Source organism: Paenibacillus sp. J22TS3, assembly GCF_018403205.1.
GTDB classification, from domain to species: domain Bacteria; phylum Bacillota; class Bacilli; order Paenibacillales; family Paenibacillaceae; genus Fontibacillus; species Fontibacillus tuaregi.
Map to the genome: position 1 here is coordinate 671,172 of NZ_BOSF01000004.1, position 22,764 is coordinate 693,935.

Sequence of the window (22,764 nt, forward strand, 5' to 3'; positions counted from 1 at the left end):
TCCGGGTCGATTGCTAATCAAATCTATAAAGCTCAAAGAGACTCCCCGCCTATTAGGGGAGTCTCTTTGGTATACTTTGAAGGACGTAAGATACTCTAAAGTATTACTACGCTACGTTATTTATGAGATACTTTATTAAAGGGTGCTGTTATGTAATCTAAGATGCTAAACGATTTTATCGATGTGGCTGCCTGGAGGGGCTGACTGTCTTTTGACTTCTACAGTGGGTCCAACAGCTGAGCGTTCTTCCTTGTCCTTGGCAGTTGGGTCCTGCTTGTCACTGTTCTTCAGTTCAGAAGGAGATTCCTTTGAATTCACCTGCTGCTCTGCAGCTTGGGTACCCTCTGTCATTTTGGTATTCTCTGCCGCTTGGGTGTTCTCTGTAGTCGCTTGGGCTTTCCCTGCTGCTTGGGCGCTCTCTTTCACTTGAGCCTTCTCTGCTGCTTGGGTGCTCTCTGTCACCTGCTCCTGGGCTTTCTTAGCTATATCGCCCAATTTTCCATCCAGATTTGCGGCTTTTTTCAACAGACTTGCCGACTTCGCCGGGTCATTGTGCTCCCAAGACTTTGCCTCTGTCCGCAGGATATTCTGTGCTGTCTGGACAGGTTCGAATTTTTTCAAATCATTTTTGGCAGACACAATGCTATTCATCACGTACGTCGTGTAGGCCTTCTTCTGCTCTTCAGGGGTCTGCTTGTCAGGATCCTCAGTTGTTGGATCTTTCTCGGCTTCCTTCTTTTTCTTGTCTTCATCCATACCGAGTGCTTTACGCTGCTGCTCAAGAGATTGCTCTGCTATTTTCTGTTCCAGTTCCTTGATCTGCTCGTCTATCGAGTCAGTTTCTGCCTTAATGACCTTTGGATTGACCCCATTTTTGACCGCATTACTCATATAATTGGTACGTCGTTCAATTAGGGCCTGCTTCTGCTCATTCAATTTGTCAATCAGCTTCACTTGCTCTTTGTCCGAATTCTTCAAATTTGAGTTTAGCCGCTGTCCCATGGTAATCGTACTGCGCTGCGAACGACCATGGTCGTTCAACCCAGGTATCGGGTGCGGCCCGGGGGTAGATATTCTCATTCCACTTTCAGCCTCCTATTTTGTAATATATTGTACTAAATAAATACAATTTATATATCGGCCTTTTTGTAGATTTTGTTTAATGTAAAATAATTGAGATAGCGCTATAGACCAATAGCAATGCCAAAATGGCCAAAGGAACTTTTATAATTGGCAGAAGGTCCGTAAGCAGACGATTAAAATAACTACATGGCCCAACTCTTACAAAACGATTTGGAAAATCGCTAATCCACAGCCTGATACCAAAGTGGATTTAAAACAAGAGTCTACAAAAGGCTCCCCCCGCACGTTCAGGGAGAGCCTCTCTTATCAATTAGGCTATAATTGTTTATTCCTTTTAACCTGATTAATAATCATTCCTGTGAAGACCCCGATCCGCTGTGATGAAGTCCTCGCTTTTAGTGCTATCTCTAGTCTGTTATCCGTTCTGTTTCCCCCATAAAAACCGGCTACTTCAGCGCCTTCGCGGCAATATCCGTACGGAAGTGCTTGCCTTCAAATGTGATCCGCTCAGCCTCTGCGTAGGCTTTGCTTCTGGCCTCCGCGATGTCGCGTCCAAGCCCCACCACGCCAAGCACACGGCCTCCATTGGTGGTCCAGCCGCCGTCCACATTTCTGGCAGTTCCTGCGTGGAACACCAGCGCTTCCTGCACCTGATCCAGGCCGCTAATCTCAAGCCCCTTCGGATAGGAGGCTGGATATCCTGGAGAAGCTAGGACCACACAGACGGCAGCCTCCTCACTCCATTCAATCTCCACCTGATCCAGGGTGCCGTTGACCGCAGCGAGGAAAATTTCAAGCAGATCACTCTTCAGTCTCGGAAGCACGACCTGAGTCTCCGGGTCTCCGAATCTGGCGTTGAATTCAATCGTCTTTGGTTTGCCGTCCGGTGTAATCATTAGACCCGCGAACAAGACGCCTCGGAACGGCCGACCCTCAGCCACCATCGCCTTGGCGGTAGGCTTAATAATCGTCTCCACCGCCTCTTCAATGATCGACTCCGGAATATGCGGCAGCGGGGAGTAAGTCCCCATTCCACCGGTGTTCGGGCCCTTGTCCCCGTCAAACACCTGTTTATGATCCTGCGCTGCCGACATCGGCCGCACCGTCTCCCCATCGACAAAACTTAGAATCGACATTTCCTGACCACTCATGAACTCCTCGATAACGACCTGGCTTCCTGCCGCTCCAAAAACTTGACTTACCATAATATCTGACAGTGCCTTCTCCGCCTCTTCCCGGGTGAACGCTACTGTAACACCCTTCCCTGCTGCAAGTCCGTCTGCCTTGATTACGATCGGCACAGGCTGGCTGCGCAGGTACTCCAGCGCAGCTTCATAATTGTCGAATTTCTCATATGCGGCCGTCGGAATGTTGTATTTGCGCAGCAGGTCTTTCATGAATGTTTTGCTGCCCTCGATATGAGCCGCGTTTTTGCGTGGTCCAAAGACAGGAATGTTCTCCTGTTCAAAAGCATCTACGATCCCATCCGCAAGCGGGTCATCCGGTCCAACGACAACGAGCCCTACCTGCTTCTCCTTGGCAAAAGCCGTCAGACGGTCAAATTCGCCTACCTGAATAGGCACTAATTCCGCCACTTCGCCGATCCCGGCATTGCCTGGAGCGCAGTATATGGTTCCGGCTTTAGGACTCTTCGCAAGCGCCCAGCAGATCGCATGTTCACGCCCGCCCCCGCCAATTACCAAAATATCCATACTAAAAATCCCCCTATCCGACAGCAGAGCTGCGGTTGGTTATTATCCATGACCGTCCCATACAATTCTTCCTTGGATTAACCAAGTATCAGACTATCAGGCCATCTATATAAAATGAACTTATGAAGGTTACCCTTTTGGAGGCGCTGCGATGCCGAATGTTCTTTAAGGCCGCTGTTGTCCCCGAAATGCTTGAACTAGATATCCATTGGGGCATTCGGAAACAAAGGTGGACGCTCCGCCTCTTCAGAATCACTCGTCCTCCCCGCTGAGATCGGTTAATCCTTAAAGTTCATTTTATATAACAAATCTTCACTTGCTCAATCCTGGGCCCAGCAATCCATTCAAAAGCTAGCCGTAATTTCCGGCCTATTGCCTAGGCCTGGCTCTCACAGCTCCTAGTGCTTAAAGTGACGAACCCCTGTAAACACCATGGCGATGCCATGTTCGTTCGCAGCTTTGATCGATTCCTCGTCTCTCACCGAACCCCCTGGCTGAATGATCGCCGTGATTCCCGCTTTCGCTGCTTCTTCGACGGTATCTCCCATCGGGAAGAAGGCATCTGAAGCCAGTACGCTGCCTTTGGCCTTCTCTCCGGCTTGTTCAATAGCAATCTTCGCCGCACCGACACGGTTCATTTGACCTGCTCCGACACCTACGGTCATACTATCCTTGGCGAGCAGAATCGCATTGGACTTCACATGTTTCACAATCTTCCAACCAAACAGGAGCTGCTTCAGCTCATCTTCTGTCGGTTCACGGTCTGTTACTACTTTCAAATCGGAGGCATCGAGGGAATGAACATCGCTCTCCTGCACAACCATACCGCCATCAATGGAAGTGACAATGAACTGGCTCTTTCTGCTTTGACCTGATTTCAACTCTCCGACCTTGAGAAGACGGATGTTTTTCTTCTTCGTCAGCACCTCCAGCGCTTCTTTCGTGAAGCCTGGAGCCAAGATGATTTCAAGGAAAATCTCGCTGAGCAGAACCGCCGTGTCCTCATCAATCATCCGGTTGGCCGCAACGATGCCGCCGAAGATTGACGTAGGATCGGACGCGTGCGCCTTTTGGAAAGCCTCCAGCACACTGCGGCCAACTCCCACGCCGCATGGGTTCATATGTTTGACTGCCGCAACCGCAGGCTCATCAAATTCCTTCACGATCTGCAGGGCTGCATTCGCATCATTAATATTGTTGTAGGAAAGCTCCTTACCATGCAGCTGTTCAGCCGTTGTGATCGTATCCTCCGAAGCCAGCGGCTTGCGGTAGAATGCGGCCTTCTGGTGAGGGTTCTCCCCATAACGGAGGTCCTGAATTTTCTCATAGGTCACAGTAAAACGCTCAGGAAGCGGATCTCCTGTCACGTTCGACAAATAGTCAGAGATCAGCGCATCGTAAGCTGCCGTATGACGGAACACTTTGGCGGCAAGACGCTTACGGGTTTCGAGAGTCGTGTCGCCTTGAGTGCGAATCTCGTCCAACACCTGAGCATAGTCCGAGGAATCCACAACCACACTGACAAAAGCATGGTTCTTCGCAGCAGAACGAAGCATCGTAGGCCCACCGATATCAATATTTTCGATGGCATCTTCATACGCTACTTCTGGCTTGGCAATCGTCTCTTGGAAAGGATACAGGTTAACGACCACCAGATCGATATAATCCAGTCCGAGCTCCTTCATTTGAGCCTGGTGCTCATCGCTGTCACGGACAGCCAGAAGGCCGCTGTGTACAGCAGGGTGAAGAGTTTTTACGCGTCCATCCAGTATTTCCGGGAATCCGGTTACGTCTGAAATTCCAATGACAGGAACCCCTTCCTTTGCGAGAAGATTCTTGGTTCCTCCAGTTGAAATAATCTCCACTCCCAATTGCGACAGCTCTCGGCAGAACTCCACGATACCTGTTTTATCCGATACGCTGACCAGTGCTCTTTTGATACTCACGATTGGCTCCTCCTTTGATTTGACAGCATGTTTTGTCTTAAATCATCTTCTACATCAAGGTTCTACAGCATGTCTGAACCCGCCAGCAGCAAGGCCACACTCTTCCAATATACGGCAATATTTCTCGGGAAATATCGAAACTGAACAAAGCGTCGATTCCAAGCCTCATCAAGGTTTCACCATTCCCGCCAATTATACAAAGACGTCAAAGATCCTTATCAATCCCCTGAATCATCCGGCAAGCTGCCTGCGGGACTTTAGTTCTCCACGATCACCTTACGTCCCTCGAGCCTTACACGGCCTTGAGCCAGCCAAGTGACCACCTGGGGATAGACTTCCTTCTCCACGGTATGAATGCGGTCTTCTACAGACTGAATGCTTTCCCCTTCGTAAATCTCCACGGTTCGCTGAGCAATGATTGGCCCGGTATCCGTACCGCCATCCACAAAATGCACGGTTGCTCCGGTCACCTTCACGCCATAATCATAAGCTTGTCCTATAGCGTTCACACCGGGAAAAGAGGGGAGCAGAGAAGGGTGAATATTAATCATCCGACCCGCATAAGGTTCGACAAGTACTGAAGTAATCAGACGCATATAGCCGGCAAGTACGATTAGATCAATCCCGCGCTTCTCAAGCTCGGCAGCAATCTCCCTTTCGTAATCTTCCCGGCTGGCATAGCTCTTTGGCTGGAACAGAAATTGTTCCACCCCTGCTTTCTCGGCCCGTCCAACCACCGGAGCCTGTGGCTTGTCACAGACGAGCAGCGCAATTTCCGCGCCGCCCAGCTGCCCCCGCTCTGCCGCATCCACCAAGGCTTGAAAATTCGTACCCTGGCCTGAAGCAAATACCGCGATCCGGTAAGAACCCATTACACTTCAGCCCCTGTAAACGTGACGATTTTCTCACCTTCGGTAACTTTTCCGATGATATAAGGAGTTTCCCCTTGTTCCTTCAATACTTGTACAGCCTGATCCGCCTGATCCGCGCGGACGATAATCACAAGCCCAATTCCCATATTAAACGTGGTGAACATGTCGCGGTTGTTTACTCCGCCCTTTTCTTGAAGCAAGCTAAAAATGGGCAGAACCGGCCAAGAACCGAATTCGATATCGACATTCACACCCTCCGGCAGCATCCGTGGGATATTCTCAATAAACCCACCGCCGGTGATATGAGCCATGCCTTTAACCTCCACCTGCTCAATCAGCTGAAGCACAGGTTTGACGTACAGCTTGGTTGGTTCCAGCAGCACATTCCCAAGCACCGCACCGTTCAGCTCATCCAGCTTGTCTTGAAGGCTGTATCCCGACTGCTCCAACAGCACTTTGCGGACCAGGGAAAAGCCATTGCTGTGAACTCCGCTGGACGCCAGCCCGATGACCGTATCTCCTGCCTTAATTGTTCTTCCGTTAATAATCTTGCTCTTATCGACCACACCCACGGTGAACCCGGCAATGTCATACTCGCCTTCACTGTACATGCCTGGCATCTCCGCTGTCTCGCCGCCGATCAAGGCGCATCCCGACTGTGCGCAGCCTTCAGCAATACCGGCTACAATCGCTTCAATCTTCGCAGGGATGACTTTGTCACATGCCAGATAATCGAGGAAAAAGAGCGGCTCCGCGCCCTGAACAATAATATCGTTCACGCACATCGCCACGGCATCGATCCCGATGGTATCATGCTTGTCCATGGCAAACGCCAGCTTCAGCTTCGTGCCGACTCCATCGGTGCCGGATACGAGCACCGGCTCCTCGTATTTATCCTTGTTCAGGCCGAACAAGGCCCCGAACCCTCCAAGATCCGTCATCACTTCAGGACGGAAGGTCCGCTTGACGTGTTTCTTCATCCGTTCCACTGCTTCATTGCCTGCCGCGATATCGACCCCGGCGCTTTTGTATGCTTCAGACACGTAAGGACACGCTCCTTATGGTTTAATTGAGGTTCTAAATAGAACCACCTACTGTATAATTCATGCTGTTGGTGTTAATGGTTAAGATGGTGAAGTATTCAATGGGAAAATAGTAGATTAAAAGCCCGCTCCGCCAACGGATGATCCTTACGATCGCTGTTGCCCCCAGATTTCTTGATTTGAACCGCTTATCACGGTAGAAATCCGGTGAAGCATATGCTTTCGAAGTAGCTTTCTTTCAGAAAGCTTTTAGGCGCACGCTTCGCTTCTTCAGGACGATTCCGTCCACTCCGCTGGGTTGTTCAAGGAGGATAAGCCTAAAGATTATCCACCCAACAGCTCCCTAACAGCTGCAACCGAACTGCTCTTCCCCGTCGAAGTCCGTCCGGGTCGGGTAGTCATTATCAAAGCAGGCCATGCAAAGCCCGCCTTTATAATCGTTCACGTTATTGCCGGAAACCGCTTCAATCAAGCCTTCCGGGCTGATGAACTCCAGCGAGTCCGCGTTGATCTCCTGACGGATCTCTTCGATCGACTTCGAGGAAGCAATCAGTTCTCGACTGTCCGGCGTGTCGATTCCGTAGAAGCACGGATTCTTGAACGGCGGAGATGTGATCCGCACGTGTACCTCGACCGCACCGGCTTCGCGAAGCAGGTTCACAATCCGGCGGGAGGTCGTACCGCGCACAATGGAATCGTCGATCATCACAACGCGCATGCCCTCAACAACACGGCGCACGGCGCTCAGCTTCATCTTCACGCCCTGCTCGCGCAGCTCCTGGCTCGGCTGGATGAACGTGCGTCCAGTGTACTTATTTTTAATAAGACCAAGCTCGTACGGAATCCCAGTCTGCTCCGCGTAACCGATCGCAGCGGAAATGCTAGAGTCTGGAACACCCGTGACTACATCCGCATCCACGAATGACTCTTGGGCCATCCGGCGCCCCATTCTTTTGCGGGAGGAGTGCAGATTGGAGCCATTCAAATCACTATCCGGTCTTGCAAAATAAATATATTCCATTGCACACAGCGCCTTGCGCTGCGGCTCGGCAAACCGGTCCTCATGGAGACCGTCTTTGTCCAAGATCAGCAGCTCACCAGGCTCAATGTCGCGAATAATCTCCGCGCCGATCGTCTCGAATGCACAAGTCTCAGATGAGAACAGATAAGCGTCCCCAAGCCGGGCCATCGAGATAGGCCGCAGGCCGTTCGGGTCGGATGCAACGAGAAGTTTGTCATTTGTCATCAACAGGAAGGCGTATCCCCCGACGATTTGCTGAAGGGCATCTTTGGCCGCTTCCACAAAATCCTTCGGTGACCGCGCAATCAGATGGGCAATGACCTCGGTATCACTCGTTGTCTGAAAGATCGAGCCGCTTCTCTCTAATTCACGGCGGATCTTCGGCGCGTTGACGATATTACCGTTTGTCGCCACCGCGAGGTCCCCATCGCGGTATTTGAATACGAGCGGCTGGGCATTCGTCAGCTTGCTGTCCCCGCTGGTAGAATAGCGGACATGGCCGATCGACCGGTCACCGATAAGCGAAGCTAGGCGATCCTTGTCGAACACTTCCTTCACCAGGCCCATGCCGCGGTGGTAATTGAAGTCGCCACCGTCTGTGACACAGAGTCCGGCGCTCTCTTCCCCGCGGTGCTGAAGCGCGTGAAGTCCGTAATAAGAGAGACTTGCAGCATCCGGGTGACCGAACACGCCGAAGACGCCGCACTCCTCTTTTAACTTGTCAAAAACTCCATCCCGTCCAGAGCCCTCGTTGAAATAGTCTCCTGTCCATAACCCTTGCGGTATTACTTCATCAGACATGGAATAGCTTCCTCCCAGACCTGCTTCAAGCCCTCCACCGGTTTGTTCAAGGCCGAAGCGCGGTTGATGTCAATTACAAGACTTGTTCCTTCCACACGGCCGATCACTGCAACCGGAACACTGCGTTCCGAAATGAATTTCTCAAGCTCAGCTGCCTTCTCAGGTGCAGCCGTCAGCAGAATGCGCGATTGCGATTCACTGAACAAGGCCACATCGGGACGAAGGTTAGTATCGAGGTTAACCTGGGCACCCAATCCGCCGCCGCTGATGCAGGATTCTGCAAGAGCCACGGCCAGACCGCCCTCGGACAAATCATGTGCAGACTGGACAAGTCCCTGTTGGATTGCCGCAAGCACCGTATCCAGCAATCTGCGCTCCACGTTCAAATCAAGCTCTGGCGGACGGCCTTCCGTTACGCCATGAACAGCACTTTGGAATTCACTGCCGCCAAGCTCTGCCTTGGTCTCTCCCAGAAGGAAGATCACATCTCCTTCTTGCTTAAAGCCTTGTGTTGTAATGTGGTCTACATCATGTACAAGACCTACCATACCGACAACTGGAGTCGGGTAAATGGCGCCTTTGGCATTCTCGTTGTACAAGCTGACATTACCGCCAATAACCGGCGCGTCCAGCACCCGGCAGGCTTCAGCCATGCCGTCAACCGCTTTTTCCATTTGCCAGAAAATATCCGGTTTCTCCGGACTTCCGAAGTTCAAGTTATCCGTAATGGCCAGCGGCTCAGCACCGGAGCATACAATGTTGCGCGCTGCTTCACTCACCGCAATACGGCCCCCAACTTCAGGGTCAAGGTAGACGAACCGTCCGTTGCAATCCGTTGTCATGGCCAGACCCTTGCGGGTTCCGCGAATGGTCACTACAGCAGCATCCGAACCCGGACGTACGGCAGTGCTCGTGCGCACCATATAATCATATTGCTCGTAGATCCATGCTTTGCTGGCTACAGTTGGGGAAGCCAGAACCGTCTCAAGCGCGCCGCCAAGATCCGTAACTTCAGGGTAACGCAGGGTATCCACATTGGCATTCTCTTCATAGTAAGCAGGGACTGCAGACGGTTTGTTGTAAATTGGGCATTCGTCAACAAGCGCAGTTACCGGCATATCTCCAACCACTTCACCATGATGGAACAGCTTCAGACGTCCATCGTCTGTCACCTTGCCGACCTTGGCACAGATTACGCCCCACCGTTCAAAAATTTCCATCGCCTGGGCCTCATCCTTCGGCTCCACCACGAACAGCATGCGCTCTTGGGATTCCGAAAGCATCATCTCGTATGGTGTCATGCCTTCTTCCCGCTGAGGCACCTGGTCAAGGTACAGTTCCAGACCATTTCCTGCCTTACTTGCCATTTCCGCACTTGAGCAAGTTAGACCTGCTGCGCCCATATCTTGAATTCCCAGCACAATGCCGGAATCAATCAGCTCCAGACACGATTCCATGACCAGCTTCTCCATGAATGGATCGCCGACCTGAACAGCCGTACGCTTCGCTTCAGATTCTTCCGTTAATTCCTCGGATGCGAAAGTCGCACCGTGAATTCCATCACGCCCGGTTGGAGGACCTACGTAGAACACCGGATTACCTACACCTTTGGCGACACCGCGCTGGATTTTGTCATGGTCGATCAGACCGACACACATTGCGTTAACGAGCGGATTGCCGTCATAACTGTCGTCAAACATCACTTCGCCGCCGACAGTCGGAATTCCGATACAGTTCCCGTATCCGGCAATCCCGGACACCACATGCTCGAACAAATATTTTACCCGGTCGCTCTCCAGCTTCCCGAACCGTAGGGAATTCAGTACCGCTACCGGTCTTGCACCCATGGAGAAAATATCGCGGATAATCCCGCCCACCCCGGTTGCCGCGCCCTGATAAGGCTCGACAGCAGAAGGGTGATTATGGCTCTCAATTTTGAACACCACAGCCTGGTTGTCGCCAATGTCGACAATCCCTGCTCCCTCCCCCGGTCCCATCAGGACGCGAGGTCCCGTTACCGGGAAGCGGCGAAGCAGCGGTTTGGAGTTTTTGTAAGCACAGTGCTCGGACCACATTACGCTGAACACACCAATTTCCGTATAATTCGGTTTACGGCCGAGGAAACCGCAGATCAGCTCATATTCGCTGTCAGATACACCCATCTGTTTGTAAATTTGCTGTTCGGCGATTTGCTCCGCCGTCGGTTCTTTAGCGGACAACTGCTGCGTCATGTCGATCCCTCCATGTCTTCAAAATGGATGTAAACATCTTTTTACCGTCTTCTGATCCCAGCAGACTATCCACTGCACGCTCCGGGTGAGGCATCATGCCAACTACGTTACCCTGCTCGTTAGAAATGCCTGCGATATCGTTCAGCGACCCATTCGGGTTGCTTGCGTACGTAAATACAATTTGGTTATTCGCCTGCAGCTTGGCCATCGTCTCGTCATCACAGTAGTAATTGCCTTCACCGTGGGCGATCGGAATCACAATTTCTTCCCCCTCGGCATACTCACGTGTAAAAGGATTCTCGTTGTTCTCTACGCGGAGCACAACATCATGACAGAGGAACTTCAGCGACATGTTCCGGCGTAAAGTACCCGGAAGCAGGCCAGCTTCGGTCAGGATTTGGAAGCCATTGCAGATGCCAAGCACGTATTTGCCCTGCTCCGCAGCCTTGGCGACCTCCGCCATAACCGGAGCGAATCTGGAAATGGCGCCGCAGCGCAGGTAGTCCCCGTAAGAAAACCCGCCCGGAATGAGAATGCAATCATATGCCGATAGATCGGTTGCTGTATGCCATACATAATCAACAGGTTCGCCAATCGTATCTTCAACCGCCTTGTAGCAGTCAATATCACAATTGGAGCCCGGAAATACCAGTACTGCGAATTTCATGTTGGTTAGCCCTCCAGTTCAAAGCGGTATTCTTCGACAACAGTGTTTGCCAGCAGCTTCTCGCACATTGCTGCCACTCTCTTCTCCGCTTCAGCACGGTCGTCCGTGTTCAGCTCAAGCTCGATATATTTTCCGATACGCAGGCTTTCGACTTCTTGAAAACCTACAGAATGCAGCGCGTTTTGTACGGCTACGCCTTGTGGATCCAGTACGCTTTGCTTGATAGTAACATAGACGATTGCTTTCACTTGAAATTCCCTCCGGAAGGGTTATCGCCGAGGACCTGCCCTCTGGACACCCGAAAAATTTGATAAAACCCGTGTTTTTGACAAAGGGCTGTGCCCTCTGTAATCCCTGCTTACTCAAAGGGCTGCGCCCTCTGGGACTCCCTTACCACACTTCAAAGGGCTACGCCCTCTGTACTCCTCTTGTTTCTACCCTCCCAAACCAACAGTTCCCACCCTCCCAAACCCTCCCTGAAAGGGAGGGCCCCAAGGGCTTTGCCCTCTGGACACCCGAAAGTTTGGTGGAAGGAGTTAATTGGGATTGGTAACTGTATGATTTGTGAATGAGCCGCTTGCCGTCCCTTTCGGGACCCGCTTTACTGTGGTGCTTCGTCTTTAGCAATTTAACTTAGATGAAACCTCTTGAATTCGTATAAGGACGGCCTGCCGAGCACCTATCTAAAACCAAGAAATGAGCTAGATTAGCTAGCAGAGTGTGCTTGTTGGATGCAGTTGGATGCTCTCCGCATACAACCTACTTAATTAAACGGGGTGTTGAGTTCTTCAACATAACCAATTAAATTACTATCTCTCCATCTACCAATTGCTGATCGGCACCCCATCTTGAGTTAGTCTATTGATAGCTTACAAAGTGAGGGTGAAGCGGGAAGGGATGTTAGGAGTCGGAGAAGCGTCAGCGTTCGCCTTTATCCCTGGATTTCATCCGCATTCGGCGGTTATTCCAATCAGGAAATCCAGGGATAACAGCGATCGGAGACCCTAACAACCCTGTACGCGGCCAGTCCCTCACCCCTTTATCTTATTAGACTAACGAAATATGTCTTTTTAGCGACAGCAATTGGCTTCTACCCGATTACTCCGTGAGACGGCGGTAAATGTTCAGGTAGCGGCGGGTGGTCTCCTCCACCACATGCGGCGGAAGAGGATCAGGCTGGCTGTTCTTGTCCCAGTCCGTGCCGGCCAGGTAAGAGCGGACCGGCTCCTTGTCCATGCTGTCGATCTCGATGTCCAAGGCATAATTCTCCTTGGCCCAGAAGCGGGAGGCGTCCGGTGTGAAGATCTCATCAATGAGGATTAGCTCCCCATCAATCAAGCCGAACTCCAGCTTGCAGTCTGCCAGGATGATTCCACGCTCCTCGCAATAGTCACGTGCAAAGCCGTAAAGCTCTAGGCTCTTGGCCTTCAGCTTGTCCGCCAGTTCGCGGCCTACCAGCTCCTGCATCCGCTCGAACGGGATGTCCTCATCGTGACCCACATCGTTCTTGGCCGCGGGGGTGAAGATCGGCTCCGGCAGCTTGTCATTCTTGCGAAGCCCTTCAGGCAGCTGAATTCCGTTGATCGCCCCGTTCAGCTCATATTGACGCCAGCCCCCGCCCGTAATATAACCGCGGACAACACACTCAATGTCTATCCTTTCAGCTTTGAGGGTAACCATGATGCGGTCCTTCAGCAGCTCTTTATTCTTAATGACCTCTCCCAGCTTCTCCACATCGGTGTGCACCACATGATTCTCGATCAGATCAGTTGTAAGCTTGAACCAGTAAGCACTAAGCCGGTTGAGTACGTTTCCCTTTTCAGGAACCGGCGGTTCCAGCACGTAATCGAAGGCAGAAATGCGGTCGGTCACGACGATCAGATAATGCTCCCCTAAATCGTACAGCTCGCGGACCTTCCCTTTATAGAGCAGCGGTGCGTCGACGTAATCCACTGCCGTGGACACAGCCTGTGATGACATGTAGCCGTCCTCCTCTTCCCTGATCTGTAACTAGTCTATAAGTCTAAGCTTCTTAAAGATCGTATCCACGTGCTTCAAATGCCAAGCTGGATTGAACGCATCCTCAATCTCTTCCTTGCTCAGCACCTCGGTAATCTCAGGAGTCTCTTCAATGATGTCGCGGAATTGACGCTGAGTCTCCCAGGCCAGCATCGCGCGCGGCTGAACGGTGTCATATGCCTGCTCGCGGCTGAAGCCCTTATCAATCAGCTTGGTCATGACACGGCCGGAGAAAGGAACCCCGAAGGTGCGCGCCATGTTGCGTTTCATATTTTCCGGGAACACCGTCAAGTTCTTGATGATATTGCCCAAGCGGTTCAGCATGTAGTTGATCAGCATGGTCGCATCCGGCAGAATGATACGCTCTGCACCGGAGTGGGAAATATCCCGCTCATGCCACAGCGTCACGTTCTCATAAGCGGTGATCATATGCCCACGGATTACACGCGCCAAGCCAGAAATGTTCTCACAGCCGATCGGGTTGCGCTTGTGCGGCATCGCCGATGACCCTTTTTGTCCCTTAGCAAAAGCTTCCTCAACCTCACGGAATTCACTCTTCTGCAATGCGCGGATTTCAGTGGCGAATTTATCAAGGGAGGTCGCGATCAGTGCCAGTGTAGCCATATATTCAGCATGGCGGTCACGCTGGAGCGTCTGGGTAGAGATCGGCGCGGCAGAGGTGCCGAGCTTATCACATACGAACTGCTCCACGAACGGGTCGATGTTGGCATAGGTGCCCACTGCCCCGGAGATTTTGCCGAACTGCACATTTGCTGCCGCATGACGGAAACGCTCCAGGTTCCGCTTCATTTCCTCGTACCACAGCGCCATCTTCAGACCGAATGTGGTCGGTTCCGCATGAACGCCATGCGTACGCCCCATCATTGGAGTATCCTTGTAAGCAATGGCTTTATCTTTCAAAATCCCAATGAAATTAATAATGTCCTTCTCAATAATCTCATTGGCCTGTTTTAGCAGGTAGCCCAGTGCGGTATCCACCACATCGGTAGAAGTCAGCCCGTAATGCACCCATTTGCGCTCTGCCCCAAGACTCTCGGACACTGCACGTGTGAACGCGATCACGTCATGGCGGGTTTCCTGTTCAATTTCATAGATCCGTTCAATATCAAAAGAAGCGTTCTGGCGAAGCAGAGCCACATCAGACTTCGGGATGACCCCCAGCTCAGCCCATGCCTCAGCTGCACAAATTTCCACTTCAAGCCAGGCGTTGAATTTATTTTCTTCCGTCCAAATCGCTCTCATTTCCGGTCTGCTGTAACGTTCGATCATTTTTGCTGATTCCTCCAAATTTTGGTTTGCTGTATAAAACTCACAGCCTCTTCTACATTATCGCATAAGAGATTGATATGTCCCATCTTCCGCTTGGCCACCACGCCGCTCTTGCCATACAGATGAACCTTCGGTACTACGGAAACAGGATTCACGCCCTTCTGTTCCTGATCCTTATTGTCCGTCCATTTCCCGTCCATAAGCCTCATCTCAACCTCTTCCATATGTTCGCCAAGCACATTCACCATCACCACCGGGGTCATAAGGGAAGTATTCCCAAGCGGCAGGTTGCATACCGCTCTGACGTGCTGCTCGAACTGGGAGGTTCTGCAGGCTTCCATCGTGTAATGTCCGGAGTTATGAGGCCTTGGAGCAAGCTCATTGACATATAACTCACCGTCCCCTGTCAGGAACAGCTCCACCGCCAGCAGTCCTACAGCTTCAAGCGATTCCGCAATCCGGGCTGCCAGCTGCTCCGCCTCCTGCTGTATACGCTCGTCCACTCTAGCAGGAACAATAGAGGCATGCAGGATGTTATCCACATGAATGTTCTCTGCCACCGGGAACGTCCTTATCTCACCACGTGGACTGCGGGCTGCAATGACCGACAGCTCTTTGTCAAAGCGGATAAACTTCTCAAGAACCAGCTCCGTACCCGCCTTCATTAATGTATCAAAAGCCTCGGTGATCTCCGCTTCAGAGCGGATCACCCACTGGCCTTTCCCGTCATATCCGCCTGTTGCCGTCTTAAGTACGGCCGGCAGGCCCAGCTCCTTCACCGCCGCCTGCAAATCCTGAAGACTGACGACCTCCCGGTAAGGGGCGACCGGCACGCCTGCGGCTTCAATCGCTCTCTTCTCACGCAGCCGATGCTGGGTCGTGTACAGAAGCCGGCTTCCTTGCGGCACATACGATAAATCCTCAAGCAGGGCGGCAACCTCGGAATCCACATTTTCAAATTCATAGGTGATGACATCCGAACGTGAAGCCAGCTCTCTAGCTGCGGACTTATCCCCATAAGAAGCGGTGATTTGATCCGCAATCTGTCCGCAAGGGGAGTCTTCCGTGGGCTCCAAGGTAACAAAACGGTAGCCGAGGTTGGTCCCAGCCAGGGCAATCATTCGTCCCAACTGTCCTCCGCCCAGGATGCCGATGGTTGAGCCAGGAGCAATAACCTTGTCCGGCTGCAGCAGGTTCTTCGTCATCATTTCGTCTCTCCCAAGTCAAAGCTGCCTTCCAGAACTTCATGCTGAATCCGGTCCCTGCGTTCCTGCACTCTCGCTGCGACGGCCGGATCGAACGCTCCAAGCATTTGCGCGGCGAGAAGGCCCGCATTGGTGGCTCCAGCTTTCCCAATGGCCACCGTGGCCACCGGTATTCCTCCCGGCATTTGCACAATGGACAAGAGGGAGTCAAGACCGTTTAGGGCTGCGGATTTGACCGGCACGCCGATGACCGGCAGAACCGTCTTGGCCGCTACCATTCCTGGCAAGTGAGCGGCTCCGCCCGCTCCGGCAATAATTACTTTAATTCCGCGCTGTGCAGCGGATTCCGCAAATTCAAACATCAGATCCGGAGTGCGGTGCGCCGAGATGACTCTTTTCTCATACGGGATATTCAGCTCATTCAACACTTCGCATGCATGGGACATCGTCTCCCAATCCGACTTGCTCCCCATAATCACTGATACCTGCGCTGTCATGTTCCAACCCGCTTTCTATTAGGATAATCTATCTATGCAGCCCAGAAGTTATACCCTTCCCATCCGGGACTGCTTATTTCATTAAAAAAATCCGGTACCTGAGAAAATACCGAGTATTTTCAGGCTACCGGACTACTGGAGGACATGAATAAGGGACATCTGCACTTTGCTTGGAGCACATACCCTGCCCACAAAGCAAAAGAAGGTCTGTTCATGCCATCGACCTTTCCCAACACGTCACTCGTAGTCCGAAAATTTACGGTTTTCAGGTAGAAACTTCCGGGCCTTATTCCCGGCGATATACGAGAGCATTATGCAGCGCTTCTTGCGCTTTCTTCTCTCCTAGTTTAGCAATCTGACCTAGGGCTGTCAACCTAAACACGAACAATAAAAACAGGTAAAAACTGAACGTTCGTATTTTACAATAAATCACAAACTTATAATCCGTTTTATTGCCATAAAAAAAGAGAATGCTCCGCAAGCATTCCCTCTCCATTACGTTATTTAACTACAAGCACCGGAATCTGTGCATGCTGAACCACATTGTGGCTGACGCTTCCAAGCACAAATTCCCGAATGCCGCCAAGTCCCCGGCTTCCAATGACTATGGCATCACAGGATTGCTCTCCCGCATAACGAAGAATAACCTCTGCCGCAGCGCCTTGAGCCAGCTCAACCTTTCCGTTCACACCGGCAGCTGCCAGGCGGTTCCTCGCCTCGTCGGCAGTCTTCTCCGCAAGCTCGTAGAATTCCATATTAACCGTATCAGGCACAGGTGCGAACCCTTCAGCAATATAGAACCGCGGGAAATCATACACGTGCAGTACAGCCAGCTCGGATTCAGGTGACAGCTTCGCAAGCTCGACAGCTTTGTCCAGCGCTTTATTTGATGCTTTGGATCCATCGTAGGCAACCAGAATTTTGTTGAACAGCATGACAAGCACCTCTCTCTAGATATATATATTATTAAATAAGTACATAATAAACCCAAATGCGGTAATAAGAAACTATCTAATTCTTATCCTGCTTATTATTTCTACCTTAGAAAATAGACATACAGCACCGCATTGATGAACAGCAGTACCGGGATTCCCACAACAAAGCTGAGATATTTCGTCTTATGCCTCCAACGGTACATGGCAATCAGCACCCCAAGCGCTCCGCCAATCAGTGCCAGCAGGAACAAGGTTCGCTCAGGTGTCCTTTCCTGCCTTCGTCGAGCTTTCCTCTTATCCTCAGACATCACAAAATAACCAATTAAATTAATGATAATAAACCATATCCCAATTACCAACCTCATATGTATCCACATCCCCCCAATCCTGCTCTGAGCAAGCGGGTAATCAAATCTGCTTCTATTATAGTTCCAAACCGGCTGGAATAACAAACCCGGCATCCTGTTCTCCTACATTGCAGAGCCTAGGACATATTTGAACTATTTTCGGATCATTTTCAGATCATTTCTGCCTGACCCGGATTATCCCTGGACTTAATCAGGCAAAAGCCCCCAATCCGCTCAAAACGGAATTGAAGGCTTTATCCAACAACTTGCAGCACACTTATGGCGATTTAACTCAGCTTGGATTTCGGTTACAACCTTCTGGCCAATCTTACAGCTTCGGAACACCGTTCAGGCTGGGTGGGCGTTCGTTCTGCTTTTTTGGCTTGGCTTGTGTCGGTTCTTCCATGATGCTTGAGTTGTTCTTTTGATTATTGATCTTTCTTGGCTCGTGATGCGGCATGATCAACACCTCCGAACTTAATGTTCCTGTGGAAGAGCCGTTTTATGCGGGATTGTCGTGGCAAAAAGTTAGCTTGGCGCGGGTTCTATTTTCCTTGTTTTTGCTCCATGGCCGCTTTGAGCAGTTCCCCCAGATTGGAACCTATCGATTCTTGTTTGGCATACTGCTTAACCAGCTTTTGCGCTTCTCGCTTGTTCATATGCTTGCTGTCTTTGTTCATGGTTTCGGTGATGCCACAAGACAGGCATTGGACATATAGCCCAGCTTTGCCCTCTTTCATCTCCATCTTCTTATGACACTGCGGACACCGCCGGTTGGACAGCCGCTTCTCGCCAGAGCGCTTGTATCCGCAGTCCTCACTTGGACATACCAGCATAAGCCCGCGCTTGCTCTTCTTCTCAAGCAGCCGGGTGCCGCAATCCGGGCAATGACTGTTCGATACATTGTGAGGCTTATACGAGGCAGCGCTCTTCTTAACCTCTTGTACAAGACGTTCGGCCATTTCACGAATACCTTTCAGAAAAGGTTCCGGCTGCCCCTGCCCTTTTGCAATCCGCTCCAGCTCATTCTCCCACTTGGCGGTAAGATCAGGGGTCCGCAGATCCGCAGAGACAAGCTCGATCAGCTGCTTTCCTTTTCCGGTTGGATGTAGCGAATTGCCCTGACGCTCGATTGTATCAGAGTTCACCAGCTTCTCGATAATATCCGCGCGGGTCGCTGGTGTGCCAAGGCCGTGCTTCTCCATCTGGGACAGCAGGGCAGCCTCGGTGTAGCGTTTGGGTGGAAGTGTTCTTCCCTTGGTAATGATGACGCGTTTAACCTGAATCTCCTGCCCAACATGGAGCTCAGGGAGCGTCCGTCCCGTCTTCTCCTCATCTGTCTCATTATCATCAGATTCATTCTCGTCGAACCCTTCACCATCATACACAGCATGCCAGCCGCTTTCTTTTATCGTTGTACCTTTGGCATGAAGCGATTCCTTATCAATTTCAACCGTGACATTAACGTTGTCGTATCTGGCAGCCGGGTAAAACAAGCTGATAAATCGTCTTACGATCAAATCATAAAGCTTGCGCTCATCCGAATTCAGAGCATTCAGGATTACTGTTTCTTCCGTAGGAATGATGGCGTGATGGTCGCTCACTTTGCTGTCATCCACAATCCGCTTGGTGAGCGGTAGAGGCTTACGGAGCAGCGGGCGTGCCAGAGCAGCATACGGCCCCACGGCAATGCTCTCAAGACGTTCTTTGAGTGTACCCGTCATATCGGAAGTAAGATAGCGGGAGTCTGTACGCGGGTAGGTCACCAGCTTGTGCTGTTCATACAGCCTCTGCAGCACGTTGGAGGTCATTTTGGCCGAGAAGCCGTATCTGCGGTTAGCATCACGCTGCAGCTCGGTGAGGTCATAAGCCAGCGGGTGAGGGACCACCTTCTCGCTCTTATTCAATTTGGCAATCCGTCCTCTACGTCCTTCGAGCTTGCTCTTCAATCCTGCAGTCTTCTCATCGTCAAAAATTCTGGAATCCCCGCCAGGTGCACGCCACAAGGCTTCAAAATCGCCCAAATCACAGGCCAGCTGCGAATAAGCGTCTGATTTGAAGTTAACAATCTCATTCTCTCTCTGCATAATCATGCCAAGGGTAGGCGTCTGCACCCGTCCCGCCGAGAGCTGGGCACTAAATTTCACCGTAAGCGCCCGGGTTACATTAAGCCCAACCATCCAATCCGCTTCTGCCCGGCATCGTGCAGACTGATACAGGCGGTCGAATTGGCTGCCCGGTTTCAATGAGGCGAAGCCTTCTCTAATAGCCTTATCGGTCTGCGACGAAATCCACAGACGCTTAAATGGCTTGTTCCACTTCACCATATCCATGATCCATCTGGCCAGCAGTTCACCTTCCCGGGCCGCATCTGTCGCTACGATTAGCTCGCCCACATCCGCACGTCTCATCAATTGTTGGACAGCCTTGAACTGGTGATTCGTCTCGCGCAGGACCTTGAGCTTCATTTTACCTGGAAGAATTGGGAGATCCTCCAGATTCCAGGTTTGGTATTTATGATCATAATCCTCGGGCTCGGCAAGTCCAACCAAATGTCCAAGCGCCCAGGTAACTATATATTTAGGACCTTCAAAATGGCTCTTATGCTTTTCGCGGCTCCCCATAACTCTGGCTATTTCCCGAGCTACCGAGGGCTTCTCAGCCAATACTAAAATTTTCATAATAAATAAAAGCTCCCCTTTCTTCTTAAACTTATTATAACATCGATGCTTACCTGTGTTCGACCCGCCTGGTTTTGAATCAAGATTAGATTAGATTAGATTTTAAAGTTGAACGATTGATTTATAAATAACGCGGAACGTGAAATGTTGTTTAGGGCAGCTGTTGCTCCCAGATTTCTTGATTTCAATTTATAAGACAGAAGTTCGGCCATCAAGGGAAACGCTATGATTCTCATGAACATTTCACACACTGCCTATTAGTAATGCTTAAGTTAGCTTATATCGCGCCTTGCCTTTCTTGAAATCGGGACAGCCGGTACTTATGATAAATTTAACAAGTTTTTTCGCTTTTTAGTACCAGGTTCTAGTACCTTGTGTTATAATCAAATCAAAATTAATCAAGGAGTGATTCTGATTATGAAATCTGCTGCACGTATTTCCGCCATAGGCTCCTATGTACCTGAGCATATTTTGACTAACGAGGCCCTTGAAAAGCTGGTCGATACTAATGACGAATGGATTGTTAAGCGCACAGGAATTCGTGAACGGAGAATTGCTGCAGAAGAAGAGTTCACTTCCCATATGTGTATTCAAGCTGTCGAGGATCTCGCTGCTTCTTATAAAGGCTCTCTGGAAGATATTGAATTGGTTATTGTAGCCACCACCACCCCGGATTATCCGTACCCGAGTGTGGCCTGCATAGTGCAGGACCATTTCGGCCTCCTAAATGCAGGAGCTGTGGATATTAATGCAACTTGTGCCGGGTTTGCCTATGGGCTGCACCTGGCCAATGGTTTGATTTCAAGCGGGCTCCACAAGAAAATCCTTGTTATCGCAGGAGAGACCATGTCCAAAGTTACCAATTATGAAGACCGCAGCACATGTATTCTTTTCGGAGATGGGGCAGGGGCAGCTATTGTGGAGTATGATGCGGAGCATCCAAGCTTTGACGCGACTGTCCTCGGTAGTGAAGGCTCAGGCGGCAAGCACGTGTACCGTGCTGGTCTGGCTACGGCTATAGGCGGTATGCCGCTTGAAGGTGAAGGTAAAATTTATCAAAATGGACGCGAGGTATACAAGTGGGCTGTGCGTACGGTACCTGAGGGGATTTCAAAGCTTCTTCAGGATTCAGGGACAACTGTAGAGGAATTGGACTGGTTCGTGCCTCACAGTGCCAATCTTAAGATGATTGACTCCATCTGTGAGAAGACTGGCATTCCTGCTGAAAGAACCTTAACCAGCGCAGAGTACTATGGAAATACCTCAAGTGCAACGATTCCTCTTTCGCTTCAGCTTGCACAGCGCCAGGGCAAACTGAAGTTCGGGGACCGTCTTATTCTATTCGGATTCGGGGCCGGGTTAACATATGCGGGTCTTATGCTTAAATGGGGCGTTCAAGAATAACGATGTTTGTTCATCATAAAGAACAATTCTCTTCCTGCCCATAATTAACCGAGTGAATAATTAAAGAAGTTATCTGCCATATTATTTAAGGTGGATGGCTTCTTTTCTTTTGCGTGCATCAAAGCCTAACAAATGGGGTATAAATAAAAGCAGACCTAACACCTAAGTATCCATCTTGGTGGATTAACAGCCTTGTAACATTGTGAAATGGGTAGCTTAAGCAAGTTGGCAACAATTTTTGTAAATTGATAACTTAGGTGTTTAAACAAGGCCTGATGGGTTAATAGTAATCAACAACAACAATCAACATTAAGGAGTTGACAAGCATGGGATTCTTATGGTCATTAATTATTGGTGGTATCATCGGTTGGTTGGCAGGTCTGATTATGGGCCGAGATATTCCAGGCGGCGTGATTGGTAACATTATTGCTGGTTTTATCGGAGCTTGGCTCGGTTCGCTGATTTTAGGGAACTGGGGACCACGAATCAGTGATTTCTATATCGTCCCTGCCCTCATCGGCGCGGTAGTTCTTGTGTTCATCGTAAGCCTTGTTCTTCGTTCGTTTGGCCGCAGTCGTTCTTAATTAATAACGACAGCAGACAAAACGTCAGAGCTTATGCTCTGGCGTTTTGTTGTGCTTATGTGCATATCTTAATAAAATGTGGATATTGTTTCTTAAGCAAAGCATGAATCCCCTACTTGCCCACAATACTACTCTAATGAAGAAATACTCAACTGCTGTGGGGAACTGCTGTGGGGAACTGCTGTGGGGAACTGCTGTGGGGAACAACAAAAAAGCACTGCCTAAGGCAGTGCTTTTTCTTATTGCTTGGCGGCGTCCTACTCTCCCAGGACCCTGCGGTCCAAGTACCATCGGCGCTGGAGGGCTTAACGGTCGTGTTCGGGATGGGTACGCGTGGAACCCCTCCGCCATCGCCACCAAACGGGATTTTTCCGGGTCAATACTCCCTGAATCACTCCAGGAAAATATCCAACCTTAGAAAACTCA

Annotated in this window: 19 protein-coding genes, 1 rRNA gene and 1 riboswitch; of the genes, 2 read left to right on the forward strand and 18 right to left on the reverse strand. The window is 50.6% G+C overall.

The features are described from left to right. Nucleotides 1-165: 165 nt before the first annotated feature. The 17 genes from KJS63_RS16330 to KJS63_RS16405 all read right to left on the reverse strand — a co-directional run bounded on the left by KJS63_RS16330 (nucleotide 166) and on the right by KJS63_RS16405 (nucleotide 20,350). Nucleotides 166-1,080, reverse strand: a complete 915-nt coding sequence (locus KJS63_RS16330) for a muscle M-line assembly protein unc-89 Uncoordinated protein 89 (protein ID WP_213620046.1) — start codon at nucleotides 1,078-1,080, stop codon at nucleotides 166-168. A 449-nt stretch (nucleotides 1,081-1,529) separates the two neighbouring features. Then, nucleotides 1,530-2,795 carry a phosphoribosylamine--glycine ligase gene (gene purD, locus KJS63_RS16335; RefSeq protein ID WP_213620047.1) on the reverse strand — a complete coding sequence of 422 codons (1,266 nt, stop codon included), beginning with the start codon at nucleotides 2,793-2,795 and terminating at the stop codon, nucleotides 1,530-1,532. A 398-nt stretch (nucleotides 2,796-3,193) separates the two neighbouring features. Then, nucleotides 3,194-4,741, reverse strand: a complete 1,548-nt coding sequence (gene purH, locus KJS63_RS16340) for a bifunctional phosphoribosylaminoimidazolecarboxamide formyltransferase/IMP cyclohydrolase (protein ID WP_213620048.1) — start codon at nucleotides 4,739-4,741, stop codon at nucleotides 3,194-3,196. A 257-nt stretch (nucleotides 4,742-4,998) separates the two neighbouring features. Beyond that, nucleotides 4,999-5,613: a phosphoribosylglycinamide formyltransferase gene (gene purN / locus KJS63_RS16345; protein WP_213620049.1), complete on the reverse strand. Its 615-nt coding sequence runs from the start codon at nucleotides 5,611-5,613 to the stop codon at nucleotides 4,999-5,001. Then, nucleotides 5,613-6,656, reverse strand: coding sequence for a phosphoribosylformylglycinamidine cyclo-ligase (gene purM / locus KJS63_RS16350; protein WP_213620050.1), 1,044 nt, complete (start codon nucleotides 6,654-6,656; stop codon nucleotides 5,613-5,615). The genes purN and purM overlap by 1 nt, the downstream gene beginning before the upstream one ends. Before the next feature lie 343 nt (nucleotides 6,657-6,999). Beyond that, nucleotides 7,000-8,478, reverse strand: coding sequence for an amidophosphoribosyltransferase (purF, locus tag KJS63_RS16355; RefSeq protein WP_213620051.1), 1,479 nt, complete (start codon nucleotides 8,476-8,478; stop codon nucleotides 7,000-7,002). Then, entirely contained in the window at nucleotides 8,463-10,709 is a 2,247-nt protein-coding gene (gene purL, locus KJS63_RS16360; RefSeq protein ID WP_213620052.1) for a phosphoribosylformylglycinamidine synthase subunit PurL, read from the reverse strand. The genes purF and purL overlap by 16 nt, the downstream gene beginning before the upstream one ends. Then, nucleotides 10,687-11,376 (reverse strand): phosphoribosylformylglycinamidine synthase subunit PurQ, encoded by a 690-nt coding sequence (purQ, locus tag KJS63_RS16365; protein WP_213620053.1) that lies wholly within the window; start codon nucleotides 11,374-11,376, stop codon nucleotides 10,687-10,689. The genes purL and purQ overlap by 23 nt, the downstream gene beginning before the upstream one ends. 5 nt (nucleotides 11,377-11,381) lie before the next feature. Further along, on the reverse strand, nucleotides 11,382-11,624 hold the full coding sequence (gene purS, locus KJS63_RS16370; RefSeq protein ID WP_068614404.1) for a phosphoribosylformylglycinamidine synthase subunit PurS: 243 nt from the start codon (nucleotides 11,622-11,624) through the stop codon (nucleotides 11,382-11,384). Between the two features lie 850 nt (nucleotides 11,625-12,474). Next, nucleotides 12,475-13,356: a phosphoribosylaminoimidazolesuccinocarboxamide synthase gene (locus KJS63_RS16375; RefSeq protein WP_213620054.1), complete on the reverse strand. Its 882-nt coding sequence runs from the start codon at nucleotides 13,354-13,356 to the stop codon at nucleotides 12,475-12,477. Nucleotides 13,357-13,386: 30 nt separating this feature from the next. Next, entirely contained in the window at nucleotides 13,387-14,685 is a 1,299-nt protein-coding gene (purB, locus tag KJS63_RS16380) for an adenylosuccinate lyase (protein ID WP_068614395.1), read from the reverse strand. Beyond that, nucleotides 14,682-15,893, reverse strand: a complete 1,212-nt coding sequence (gene purK, locus KJS63_RS16385) for a 5-(carboxyamino)imidazole ribonucleotide synthase (protein WP_213620055.1) — start codon at nucleotides 15,891-15,893, stop codon at nucleotides 14,682-14,684. The genes purB and purK overlap by 4 nt, the downstream gene beginning before the upstream one ends. Beyond that, nucleotides 15,890-16,387, reverse strand: a complete 498-nt coding sequence (purE, locus tag KJS63_RS16390) for a 5-(carboxyamino)imidazole ribonucleotide mutase (RefSeq protein WP_213620056.1) — start codon at nucleotides 16,385-16,387, stop codon at nucleotides 15,890-15,892. The genes purK and purE overlap by 4 nt, the downstream gene beginning before the upstream one ends. Nucleotides 16,388-16,611: 224 nt before the next feature. Beyond that, nucleotides 16,612-16,713: riboswitch (purine riboswitch) on the reverse strand. A gap of 174 nt (nucleotides 16,714-16,887) precedes the next feature. Continuing rightward, nucleotides 16,888-17,322 carry a universal stress protein gene (locus KJS63_RS16395; protein WP_068614385.1) on the reverse strand — a complete coding sequence of 145 codons (435 nt, stop codon included), beginning with the start codon at nucleotides 17,320-17,322 and terminating at the stop codon, nucleotides 16,888-16,890. Between the two features lie 101 nt (nucleotides 17,323-17,423). Then, nucleotides 17,424-17,687, reverse strand: coding sequence for a DUF1294 domain-containing protein (locus KJS63_RS16400; RefSeq protein WP_213620057.1), 264 nt, complete (start codon nucleotides 17,685-17,687; stop codon nucleotides 17,424-17,426). A gap of 310 nt (nucleotides 17,688-17,997) precedes the next feature. Continuing rightward, nucleotides 17,998-18,129, reverse strand: coding sequence for a hypothetical protein (locus tag KJS63_RS26450; protein WP_262363142.1), 132 nt, complete (start codon nucleotides 18,127-18,129; stop codon nucleotides 17,998-18,000). Nucleotides 18,130-18,214: 85 nt separating this feature from the next. Then, nucleotides 18,215-20,350 carry a DNA topoisomerase III gene (locus tag KJS63_RS16405; RefSeq protein ID WP_213620058.1) on the reverse strand — a complete coding sequence of 712 codons (2,136 nt, stop codon included), beginning with the start codon at nucleotides 20,348-20,350 and terminating at the stop codon, nucleotides 18,215-18,217. Between the two features lie 417 nt (nucleotides 20,351-20,767). Between KJS63_RS16405 and KJS63_RS16410 the strand changes: the two genes are divergently transcribed. Then, the gene (locus KJS63_RS16410) at nucleotides 20,768-21,754 is read left to right on the forward strand and encodes a ketoacyl-ACP synthase III (RefSeq protein WP_213620059.1); all 987 of its coding nucleotides are present in this window, start codon (nucleotides 20,768-20,770) and stop codon (nucleotides 21,752-21,754) included. 326 nt (nucleotides 21,755-22,080) lie between these two features. Next, on the forward strand, nucleotides 22,081-22,338 hold the full coding sequence (locus tag KJS63_RS16415; protein ID WP_068614376.1) for a GlsB/YeaQ/YmgE family stress response membrane protein: 258 nt from the start codon (nucleotides 22,081-22,083) through the stop codon (nucleotides 22,336-22,338). A gap of 244 nt (nucleotides 22,339-22,582) precedes the next feature. Here KJS63_RS16415 and rrf read toward each other — a convergent pair. Beyond that, nucleotides 22,583-22,699, reverse strand: a 5S ribosomal RNA gene (rrf, locus tag KJS63_RS16420). Between the last annotated feature and the right edge of the window lie 65 nt (nucleotides 22,700-22,764).